7 protein-coding genes are annotated in these 11,291 nt (G+C 51.0%); 1 reads left to right on the top strand and 6 read right to left on the bottom strand.

The features are described 5' to 3' along the window. The 4 genes from ACOCD2_RS05640 to ACOCD2_RS05625 form a co-directional block, all read right to left on the bottom strand. Positions 1-1,066 (bottom strand): ATP-binding protein (locus ACOCD2_RS05640; protein WP_419625640.1); only part of this gene is annotated, 1,066 nt, incomplete at its 3' end. A gap of 39 nt (positions 1,067-1,105) precedes the next feature. Further along, positions 1,106-1,942, bottom strand: coding sequence for a phosphoadenosine phosphosulfate reductase family protein (locus ACOCD2_RS05635; RefSeq protein ID WP_419625638.1), 837 nt, complete (start codon positions 1,940-1,942; stop codon positions 1,106-1,108). A gap of 3 nt (positions 1,943-1,945) precedes the next feature. Continuing rightward, positions 1,946-5,341: an ATP-binding protein gene (locus tag ACOCD2_RS05630; protein ID WP_419625637.1), complete on the bottom strand. Its 3,396-nt coding sequence runs from the start codon at positions 5,339-5,341 to the stop codon at positions 1,946-1,948. After that, positions 5,341-6,291: a DUF4007 family protein gene (locus tag ACOCD2_RS05625; protein WP_419625635.1), complete on the bottom strand. Its 951-nt coding sequence runs from the start codon at positions 6,289-6,291 to the stop codon at positions 5,341-5,343. Before ACOCD2_RS05625 ends, ACOCD2_RS05630 begins: the two co-directional genes overlap by 1 nt. A gap of 147 nt (positions 6,292-6,438) precedes the next feature. On the opposite strand from ACOCD2_RS05625, the gene ACOCD2_RS05620 reads away from it, so the two are divergent. Continuing rightward, a complete protein-coding gene (locus tag ACOCD2_RS05620; protein WP_419625633.1) occupies positions 6,439-7,638 on the top strand; it encodes a cysteine desulfurase family protein in 1,200 nt (399 codons plus the stop codon). A gap of 204 nt (positions 7,639-7,842) precedes the next feature. Here the strand turns inward: ACOCD2_RS05620 and ACOCD2_RS05615 are convergent, their stop codons facing one another. Together ACOCD2_RS05615 and ACOCD2_RS05610 are read right to left on the bottom strand one after the other, a co-directional pair. Further along, positions 7,843-10,776 carry a TniQ family protein gene (locus tag ACOCD2_RS05615; protein WP_419625631.1) on the bottom strand — a complete coding sequence of 978 codons (2,934 nt, stop codon included), beginning with the start codon at positions 10,774-10,776 and terminating at the stop codon, positions 7,843-7,845. Next, entirely contained in the window at positions 10,703-11,242 is a 540-nt protein-coding gene (locus tag ACOCD2_RS05610; RefSeq protein WP_419625642.1) for a TniB family NTP-binding protein, read from the bottom strand. The genes ACOCD2_RS05615 and ACOCD2_RS05610 overlap by 74 nt, the downstream gene beginning before the upstream one ends. Between the last annotated feature and the right edge of the window lie 49 nt (positions 11,243-11,291).

The raw sequence follows: 11,291 nt of genomic DNA, 5'->3' as shown, positions 1-11,291 counted from the left end.
CTCTCTTGTTCATTCTCCTGCGCTTTGCCTTCGGCCCAACCAACGCCCCGTGCAGAACATCTGCTGATACGGTCTCAATACTAACTTCCTTGGGGTGCTCAAAACCTATATTATTTAGTTCGATCCTTAGTGTTAGCTCTGGGTCTTTGTTTCCTATACGATAATTACCTCGCACTAATGCATTAGCGTGAGATAGAAAGCTCTTCTCAAGTCTTCGGATATTGACTCTTTTATTATTCCAAAAAACTGCAATTCGCTGACCAGTGATCTTACCAAGTGGGTTTACGAGCAGAGAAAAGTCATCAATGGCCAGGCGATCGACACGCTTATCACTCCAATCAGCGTTGAGCTTACGAATTCTAATATCTGTTCCGCTGAAATCCGGAGTGGCTTTCTTCTTTCCTCGTCTTGGCTTTACGTCAATGTCTTCGATCATCTTTGATGCATTATCGAAATCAGACCAATCGATATCGATGAGATTGTAATATTTATCATCCGCTTTGGTTGTTCGCACTGAAAGATAATCGCCTAACCGCATTGCTGACAATCGTCCAATCCCTTTCTCTCCGAGAAAGGGTGTGTGCGACTTCCCGCCTTCCATAGCGGCATCAATCTCACTCTTTCTGGAAGAAGTTCCGATCACAAGAAAGACGGTGTCTAGTTCCTTTAAAGACATGCCCGATCCTGTGTCTGAGATTATGATTGAATTCAGGTCATTGATCTCATCAATCGCACCTAGTAAGGTTCCATAAGAATCGGCGTCTTCTATAAGATCGCTAGCTCTAGCCCAGAGCTTTTCGGCTTCCGAATTGAGTTTGCCCGATATCTCCCCCTTAAGGTCTCCCAAATCTAGTGAGTCATCACCTCCACTCTCAATAGCGTGAAGGATTTGTGCTTTGGACTCCTGATAGTCCCGTCGGCCAATAACGATATTAAAATTTATCGTGACGCCGTTTTTAGAACCCGCATCAATTCCATTCTTGATCAGCTCATAGAACGCAATAGCATCGGAACTGATTAATTCCGATCCTAGCTCTAAAATAGTTCGAGCCGTTACCTTAAACATTCTTGAACCTTAAGTTGTAATTGTTTATGTTTCATCATATTACTTGTGACAGGCAAGACACACTTTCGCTTTGCCATATAGATCATCAATGTCCAAAGGCTCGCTATCCGAGCGTAACGGGTTGGGCTGGGATTTACTTTTCTGTCTGGCAAGACGCTGCTCATGATCTTCCTTGATTTGATGGACACGTTCCGGCCTAGACAGCTCATCCAAAGATTCGCCCTGACTCCAGGTGAACGGAGAGCCATGATCAACGGCGTTTTTCTCATATGCTTTAGCTTCTTCAAACGCCTCGGGATGGCGCTCCATCAGTCTCACCCATTCAATTTTTTGCTGAAAGAAGCAGAAAGTACAGCCACTGCGTGTTCGCCAAGAATAGTAATGTGGAAGCCCAAGACCGGCCCCTTCCAAAATATCCAGCACGCCAGCCTTATCTATCCCGGCTTCTTTGAAGGGTAATTTAATAATTAGGTTTTCATCTTTCGAAGAGTAGCCTTCCCGATATTCTTCATCACCACGAATTGCGACATAGCTGTATATTTTTTTGCCTTCTTCGAGTAAAGGCCGAACCCATTGCTCAAATGGTCTCAGCTTTAACTGCCGTGTACACCACCTCGTCTGCGCTGATGGTAGAAAATCGTTGTACTGTTTTAACCAAAAATCAAAGTCTCTATCGGGATTGAGCTTGCGAATACGTTGACCCAAGAATCCTTCTAGCCTGCCAAGGTACTCGTATACTTCGGGCAGTTCTTTACCTGTGTCGGTAAAGAAATATTCAATTTCAATGTCAGGGTGGTGCTGACGCATGTAAACAGCAAGCGCAGCACTATCTCGACCGCCAGACAACCCCAGAACGTGTATTTCATTTCCAGACATATCCTATGCGACCTTTCCGTCTCCTGTTTTTCGCTTCTTTACCTCGGGAGCCTGCATATATCGAGCACTCAGCTCCGCCAATGCGGCAAGAATAATGCTTCGGCTATTTGTATCTACGGCTTCAAGCGTTTTCGAAACCCGTTCAACAAGATCGTTGATTGCGCCCCGATCAGAATCAATCACGTCGAACTCTTCCAACAGCGGGACTGGTCTGCCTTCCATCCCAACCAAAACTGCCATCGCTTGGCGTTTTTCCGGACGTCCCTTGATCCGTGTAAATGTTTCGGCTCTGAGGAACTTCTGCGCCATATCCGCAAGCTCTATAGATGCTCGATCCATATCCGGATCTACCCAGTCTCTAGGTGGCTTGTTTGCTGCAAGACTTGCAATACCCTCGAAGCCTTCGTCATCTCCCTCAAATTGAGCCAGACGCCCGACAAAAGCATCTAAACGAAAATCTCCGGCAAGTTCTTTAACATTCTCAGCCCGCTCACGAAGCTCTAAGAGAGACTGACGTGAAAGGTTAGGAACCTGTAACTCGGCAAGAAGCATATCCCTTTGGCGATGAACCATAAGAGGATATGCCTGTACCAATTCTTGCAGCCCTTCCTTCACTATCGAGACGATATTACGAATATCGTCTTTGTCGGATGTGTCGTTCTTTTTGGAGTTAATCAATGCAGGGATATCGTCAAACAAGAACTTGTTCGGATCACGCGCGCGCTTGAAAATGTCGCGCACTTGAATAGCTCTTGCCGACAGACGCATTGTCCGTTTCGTCCAGTTCGGCAGTTTTTCATAGATTGCCACGAGACCACGGGCTACATCAATCGGCTGAAGGTGTTTTAGTTCGTTTTTCTCATCAAGGTCTCGTACAACGTCAGCCATATCGGAAAGCATGCGACGTGAAATCTTATTCAGGTCCATCCAGCGCAGTTGGATCGTCTTGGCATCTTTGGCCATATACTCAACATCGACATCATCAAACCGCGCACGAAAAACACCCTCCCGATAGATGGCAAGATTTTCCCGCTGAGTGAGAATAAACGCGACCGACAAAACCGGCATCAATCCATCTTTTATCCCGTACGGTTGCTCCGCCCAGAGGTCATAGAGCTCTGAGACGGCGACCGAGCGCTTTTTATTTTTCTTTATGTACAGAATGGCTGCATTCCAGGCAGGAAAGAGCCTGTATGTATCAGTCTCATTGTCGGAGGGGGCAACAAAGCGCCAGCCGTCTTTTGTTTCTGAGTACAGCCCTGTGGCTTCTAGCAATGAGGCGTAAAGACCACCTTCTGCCGGATAACCGTCAATACCCAAACGTGGTTCACCTTCTCTTGTAATCATGTGTCTCAAAAGAGCGTTTTGCCCTGCAATAGCGCTACTGGAGGGCTTTTGCCTGTTCAGAAGCTCATTATGGAGCTTTGGACATTGACCATAACGTCTTTCGGCAAGGTCTGAGGCAAGGCTATTCAGATCAGACTGACGATAGTGTTTTGTAGAATAATTCTTGCGACACCATTCGGCCTTGTCGAGGGACTTTGTGAGTTCAGTCTCCAACTGTGCCTGTAAATCTGCAAGCCTTGCAGTAACCTCTCTCCGTGCAACCCGATCACCGGCTAGTTCAGGGTGGTCATTACTAACCTTATCAAGCGCCAGTAGTTCTCGTGCCAGCATCACAACCGACCATGCCCGTGGCGAATAGCCTGCCACAATGTCCCATTGGTCACTCAACCTGGCTGCATCCCGGCAAAGTGCTTTAACGTGCTCTTCCTCTTCACCCTCGGTTGGCACCACAAGAAGGAATTCGCCAATGACGCCATTCTTGGGCTTAAAGTGAGTCGCCACATCCATGACATCTTTTGCTGGCGTGATATTCACATCAAACCACCGCATAGCACCGATTTCATGATAGTGACGTTTAGCCAGAATGGGCTGCAACCCTGCCAATGATTTGAGTGCTTCAAAATCAAGCTCATCAATTTCGTCGAGCGCCACGCCTACGGCTTGATCAATATTGAAGTCGCTACCAGCAAAAATGGCGTGTGCATCCTGAAACTTCTTAAATATTGTCAAAGACGCTTTGTTAAGCGTATTCAAAGCGTTCTTGAGTTCTTTTTTGCCAACATCAGGATAACAGGTCTTTAAAAGATCAAAATTTGGTACGAGGCCAGACCTCTCCTTAAAAAGATCAACAACGGCTATCGTTTTTAGAAGATCGACTAAAAAGCCATCGCCTTTCATGCCATCACATCTTTCTAGCGCTTCAGCGGCCATGGCCCAACGGTGACCATCCGGTGAAGCGAGAATGGAGGGTTCCAGATTGGCGCGCAAGTAATCCCAAAGTTTCGATGGTGTATAGAGGTCTTCCTCATCCGCCGAGCGCAAGTAATCCTGAAAGCCATGCGGTTCAGCCGAATTTAGAAAGCCAAAAATGCTGCGCTGGTTTTGACCAAATCGGCGACGAGAAATCGGTCCGAGCAGACATGCAACGACCGAATGCAGCGGCCAACAATTTTTCAGCATCTCCGCTAGACGGCCGGCATCCTGACTACGGTCCTTTCGAGCTATCTTGGCAACGGCTTTGGATTGATTATTAGAGCGAGGAGCAGCCTTATTGTACTTAATCGCGCGCGATATCAGGTCTATCTGTTCTTCGCCGATTGTGTTGACAGGCAAGTCAACAAAGCGTCCCTGAATTTTCGCCCATTCATCACGAAGCTCGTGTGAAAGACGATGCGCGTATTCGTCTAAGGCTTGGTGCAAAACACCGACAAACAAAAAACGGCCATTGCTTCGGGATGCGGCCTCTGCGAGCTGCTGAAAAATGTAAACATCCGACCCATCCTGCGCAGACGCTTCAAGGAATTTTCCCATCTCATCTACAAACAGGATTAAACCGCCATGCGTCTTAGGCTTGCTTGTCGCAACATCCATCAAGCTGTTGACGACATTCTCTTCGGTCCAGCCGCCTTTGGGGCGACGGGCCACATATCCTGCTTCTTTTAGAGCTTCTCCCAAAACCTCGACAGGGTTCTCTCTGCGGCCCACAACGGGCAGAATACGCCAACCTTTCGAACCCGTCGGCAGCGCCTTCCACATGGCATTGGTAAGCTTACGTCCAAAAACTTTTGCCGCCTCTTTCTGTAATTCTTGATTGCCGTTGAGCAATGCACTTAGCGCGATTGCCAAACTAGACTTGCCACTTCCGTAAGGGCCGGTCCACGTAAAAGCGCCTTGTCCAGTTTCCGAGACATGCCGGGCCATCGACATGAGAATGTCGGCGGAAGATTGCGGACAGATGAATCCATCAAGAGCGTTTTTATCGCCCAAATCCGTATCAATGCGAATGGATTTCTGAAAACGCCGGGCTATCGTAACCTGATCAACTAACGCCACTATGCCGCCTCCCTTTCATTTGAACGTTCAAAGTCCTTTTGAACAAAATCTAGTGCACTGCAAAAATCAAACTCTGGGCTGCGTACGACCTGCTTGAGTCCTGCGGTCTCTGACCATCGCAGTGCATTATTTGTCACGTTATCTATATGGGATAGCCTATCGGCAACATCATTTTCATCGAGCAAAAAGACTCGCCCCGGCGAGCCCGGCTCATGCGCAATAGCTTCAAACGAAAGTGTTGAGGATGCAGGCGAGAATTCTTTCCAAAATTCAATCAAGGCATAGGCGAACGTGCCGTTACCTAATGTGGTCTTTTGGCCACGAACAAACCTGAATTCATCACGTTTTGACACGGGTTTGATCAACCCGAGTTCGGTAAGAGGACATTCGAGAGAATCATCTCGTCCGGCTTTTGCGGAAGACGGTTGGGCGGCATATGTGCGGACAAAACAAGCCACATCATTTTTAACCGTCGTTTGAGCGGCATTGGGCCAATCGCGCTGTAAACGCTTGACAAATTTGTCCCGCTCAAAGGTTACCGCCGAGTAATAACTAAACGCCCAATACCACGTCGTCTTTTTTTTCCATTCAGTTGCCAATTTCCAATGAATCAGCCATAACGAATTTGAGTATTCCAGGAAAGGATCAACGCCGTTAACTCCGAATAACAGTTGACCGAGCGGCGTGGTCTTAACCTGATTAGTACCTGACGGCTCCTCAACAATGCCCGCGACAGTGGCCCAATGACGCATAGATGACACCATATTCTTACCCACACCAAAGCGCGCAATGGCATCACCTCCCCAACACAGAGACTTATTGTCCGGCTCCTGTTCGGTTGCAGACACGCGGTCATAGCACTTCTTTAGCCATCCGTACCGTAATGGAAAGGTCTCATGGCCTGAAAATTGAGGTTTGTAGTCTTGTTGGTAGAGTGGCCCGCGCGCCATGTCAGTTTCTCCTGGATGAACCATCCAGGAGACTTTAATATAGAGATGTGGTATGGTCAATCTCAATCTGGAAGGCACCACCAGAAGTCGGTGGAAACCCTTAAGAGGCTAATAATTAGCAGAAAAACTCGTAGCATACTGATTTATATGGAATATTCAAAGGCACTGTATTTTGATTATCAAGCAACAACACCCGTTGCTGACGAAGTTTTGCACAAAATGCAGCCATATTTCACCGAATCCTTCGCCAATCCGCACGCTTCAGATCATGCCCTTGGCTGGAAATCTGCCGCATCTGTCGAAAACGCCGCGCAGCAAGTTGCCCACCTCATCGGTGCCGATGCTGACGAGATTATCTTTACATCCGGAGCAACCGAGTCCAACAATCTGGCCATCCTCGGTCTGGCAAGACGAGCCGCAATGACCAACATCGCACGAAAACGCATCCTCCTGAGTGCCATTGAACACAAATGCATCCTCTCGGTGGGACGCGTCCTGGAGGAACAATACGGCTACATAGTGGAATCTATCCCTGTAGATCGGAACGGCAATATCAAATCTGCGGAGCTGAAACAACTACTCGGAGAGGATGTCCTTCTCGTCTCCATTATGGCTGTGAATAATGAAATCGGTTCCATACAGGATATAAATTCAATTTCCGATAATATTAGAAAAAGTGGCGCGATCTTTCATTGCGATGCTGCTCAAGCCCCCATTGCAATAACCATGGAGAGTTTGGCTACCAAAGCGGACATGATCAGCCTGTCAGGCCATAAAATGTATGGCCCCAAGGGGATCGGTGCACTCTATATTCGCCGCAACCTTCAGGATGAAATCGAGCCGCTGATCTACGGAGGTGACCAACAAAACGGGCTTCGGTCCGGTACATTGCCCACACCGTTATGTGTCGGTATGGGGGCTGCCGCCGAATACATCGGATCGCAAGAGGTATCGGAGAGGCGCAAAGTTCTTCAAGATCGCACGAACAGATTTCTCGACATGCTCTTGGCCCTCTCTTGGCCAACCAAATTGCACGGAGAAGAAGGCCAAAAACGACATCCTGGCAACATATCCATCGGTTTCCCAGGATTCAATGCACAAGATATTCTAGGGGCGTTACAGCCCCACTTGGCCGCCTCAACTGGCTCGGCCTGCACATCAGGTATACCTGAACCATCTCATGTCTTAAAAGCCATCGGCCTGACAACCGAAGAGGCGAAGTCTGTCATTCGATTCAGCCTTGGCTTCGAAACGTCTGATCAAGAGGTCGATGTAGCCGTCAAATTGATCGATATGGCATTACAAAAACTTTCTGATTCTCAAATGTTAATCAGCGTGCAAAACTGACCAGGAATTGAGGGGAAACAGCATCGAATTTTGATCATCACCTTGTAGTCCAAATCCAGCTATTTATACGATTATACGTGAGCGTAGCTGGTCGATCCTGAGATACGATAGTTCCCTGGAGAATATTGAAATAAGGCACTTATGGCTCAACGTAAATCAGTAGCGGTCTATGTAAAATCAATGACCTACTGAATGGCCAACGGATCAGAGATTAAACCGAGACACATTGCTGATTGATGACAGAGCGCCAGCGAACACACTTGCCTCTTTCATGCGTTGGTGGCAATTTATATACTTAAAGAATTCCTGAATACTAGCGGTATACCCTGGATACATATTGCAGAACTCTCTTGACCAACGAGACAAAGGCATAGGTTTTGTGTCTTCGGCCTGCGGATCACCCATGAACTCGAGGAAATGAACCGCCGCCTTCGTGTAGGCGGCCAGCGTCCTCGGCGCGAAACCCGCCGTTTCCCAGCCCTTCGCTACGAGGGAATCCTTCTTCCGCAGCAGATGCCTCCAGTATCCGTCCAGGATTTTTCCGTACCAGCATTTCTCGGCGGTTCGCAGCATTTCCCGACACCGTTCCATGCATCTGGCGTCATCCAGGGATTTGGACCCCATCGGAGGGACACGACCGAGATCGGATAGCGCTCGCCAAGGTTTCCCAAACGGCGCCAATCCCCCAGGACCCAATCCCATGAACAAGGCATCCAAATCCAGAGTTCCCGCATCTCCACGACACGACCGATCGACAAGCTGAAACAGCGGCAGATGTTTCTTCAATTTGAGCAAGACCCGGTTGTTCCCGATGCTTCGAGCACGCTCCTTCGCGTACGCGCTCCAGCCTTCCCGCACCCAATCCACGGAAAGGCTCTCCAGCCCCTTGTTCACCAATAGCTGAAAACGCCCGTTCCAATAACAGTCCTCACATTCCTCATCGTTGCGGCGAATACCCCGCCTCCCGCATTTCGGACAGAGGAACCCCGCCTCCCGGGCCCTCACGCAAGACCAACAGATTGGCTCGTCCTCGGCACCTCGTTGCCTCACGGCACACGATTTTCCACAAATGGAGCATGTTTCCTTGGGGGGTTTACGGCATTTCGGGCAGACCGGCGCATCGATTCCCAATTTGAATGCCCGCGCCAGATGTCGACTCGGGGCGCCACATTTGGCGCAGGGCACCGGTGGTTTGAAATATTTCGCGCATGAAGCGCACGCCACGCCGTTTTCCAGGGTCAGCGAAGCTCGAGGCACCGGTTTGCCACAACGGATGCATTTGCGCCCCGCGATTTCACATCGTCGGCAGGTTGCCGGACCGCGTCCACCCAGCGTACGCACGGTGGCACCGCACTTCCCGCAGGGAACGGGAGCGAATTCCCTCGCATAGCAGGTTCCACAATAACTTTTTCCTTCGAAAACACGAGTGGCTTTGTGCATCCATCTACCGCAGCAATCGCAGATTTTTTTACGTTTCCCGCGCACCGGGAGCGGACGCCGCTCCGGCTTCTCCCGATCGTCCATCGTCCGGACATCCGTAACCGGTTCTTGGACTTCGACAGCCCCGGCCGGACTGGAACGCGTCCCGTCCTTTGCATCGGAACGGCTGCGGCCGCCGGGGGCGAGGGGAATCAACCGTTCCTTCGACACCCGTGGAAGCTCGAGTACCAAGCGTTCCCTTCGAAACCAGCGCTGTCGCCCTAGATGCTCGATAAAGCGCTTCAGCGCGCCGAAATAGGTTCGCTGCGTATCCGGTTTGAGCTCTCGGCGCAAACCAATCTCTTTGCTCCATCGGTCGATGTCCCGATCGTCGCAGCACCAGGGAGGCTTACCGATATAGCGGATGAAGCCGTAAATACATCGAAGATCCCGGTTGACAGTCCTACTCCGCAAACCGGCCACGCGCCGAGCCCGGTACCAGGATACGCAGGCCCATTCCAACAGCCGCGAATCATCCTCACTCAAACCACCCAGCACCGGGATCGGAACCATTTGTCGCGGAACGTGAAAACGGGTTTTCTGGCCCCCTTTTTTCCTCCCGGCCCCATACGGTTGCTTTGAGAGCAGATGTTCCCTGGCCACATGATGGAGCCAATAGGGAGGCGGGGATTTGTTTCGAAAGAGGTCGCCGTAACGAATGCGGGCTTCCCGACAACCATCAAGGAAATTATCCGGCCAACCGAGCATCATCCACTCCAACCCGGCCATAACCATCAACCGCTCGTCAACCCGGCATTTTTCCAGCACTTTTTCACCCGACAAACATCTACCGGCTGACGGATCCATCCTGAGTTCCCGGGCAACCACGTCGCGCAATCGCCCGGCGGGTGTTCCCGACAAAAACAAACGGGCCATCAACCGCAGGTCGGATAGATAAGGCAGGACATGCACCGGCGTCCGTTCCATCGGAAACCCCCAACCGCACCCGATGGCGGCGGCGATCCTGTGTTGAAAATCGAGCGCGCCCGGCACCCAATCCCCCCCGCATGCGTCCCGGGCGACGACATCCGCCAAAGAACCACCGCAGGCATGACACACGTGCAGCCCCTCGGCGTCGGGGGAAACGCGATGAAACATCACCGGCATGCCGCAATGGAGACACTCATCCCGCAGGGGTGTTTGGTGGACGGGGCAGACCGTGTGGAACGCCAACCGCCAATTTCTACGGAAATGGGGCTTGGCGTCCGACGACAGGCATGCCGGGCAATACTGTTGACCGTGAAGGCGTCTCAACCGGTGGTAAACACCGACGTTGAGCAACCAAGGCGCGTGGCCGCCGGTCGTCAACCGCTCGAAAACAGCCCCTTCACATGACCGCAGCCGCATCAACTCCACGGCATGCCGAGGTTGACCGGTGCGCGCCACCAACACGTCGATGATTTCCTCGTCGGCGCAACGGTCGATGTCCCTGTTCCAAACGCATTTTCCCGGCCACTGGCTGGCGCAGAACGTATGCGGAGGCATGCGGTAGGCGAGAATGATCCGCATCAACCAAGAGGACAACAGCTCCCCCGGTTGAGGCTGAGGGTGCAACGGCCACAACGCCGGTGGCCGCTCCCGCCGCTCAGACAAGCAGTTCGGCGGCTTGTCTGCGTTTGGAGGGCGGCACCCATTTGAAGGACTTGAGGGCTTTTTCATCGATTCGCTCCGTTCCCTCCCGCACTGCGTACACCGCGGCATTCTTCAGCAACTGACTGATCTCCCCCAATCGTCCTTCACTGATGGACAAAATGCGCCCGGCCAACCTTTCCTCCACCAGGTCGGACGGCTCCTTCAGAGGCAGCATGCGTTCGAAACTCGCGAGCAATCTCCAATATCGCTCATCGTCCCGCCACAGCGGGAGCGCGAACGGCTCGAACCGATTGGCCATCTGCGGATCGGTGTGGATCGCCCGGGCCGCTTCGACGACTCCCGCCGCGACGATCGGTACCTGGAGGACGTTGCCCATCCGTTTCACCGCGTTGAGGAACGTCTGTTGTTTATCCTTTCGACTGGCCAACAGGTTGTTCATCTCATCGATGATCAACATGCGGATACCCAATTTATCGAAGAGCCGATAAACCAGCTCGCGTTTCTCAAGCGTGTCTTCGACCTCGTGATAGATTTTGGGACATCCCAGTCCCCAAAATCGACTCGGCCTTTGACAACCTATT

The organism is Thiolapillus sp. (genome assembly GCF_048562965.1).
Classification (GTDB): domain Bacteria; phylum Pseudomonadota; class Gammaproteobacteria; order Chromatiales; family Chromatiaceae; genus Thiolapillus; species Thiolapillus brandeum_A.
Note: the sequence above shows the minus strand (reverse complement) of the source record. Positions and strands in the feature narration are given on the sequence as shown.

Bases quoted from the DNA above. Each gene is read 5' to 3' on its own strand.
- ACOCD2_RS05620 (WP_419625633.1), top strand. From the start codon at position 6,439: ATGGAATATTCAAAGGCACTGTATTTTGATTATCAAGCAACAACACCC.
- ACOCD2_RS05635 (WP_419625638.1), bottom strand. From the start codon at position 1,942: ATGTCTGGAAATGAAATACACGTTCTGGGGTTGTCTGGCGGTCGAGAT.
- ACOCD2_RS05615 (WP_419625631.1), bottom strand. From the start codon at position 10,776: ATGAAAAAGCCCTCAAGTCCTTCAAATGGGTGCCGCCCTCCAAACGCA.
- ACOCD2_RS05625 (WP_419625635.1), bottom strand. From the start codon at position 6,291: ATGGCGCGCGGGCCACTCTACCAACAAGACTACAAACCTCAATTTTCA.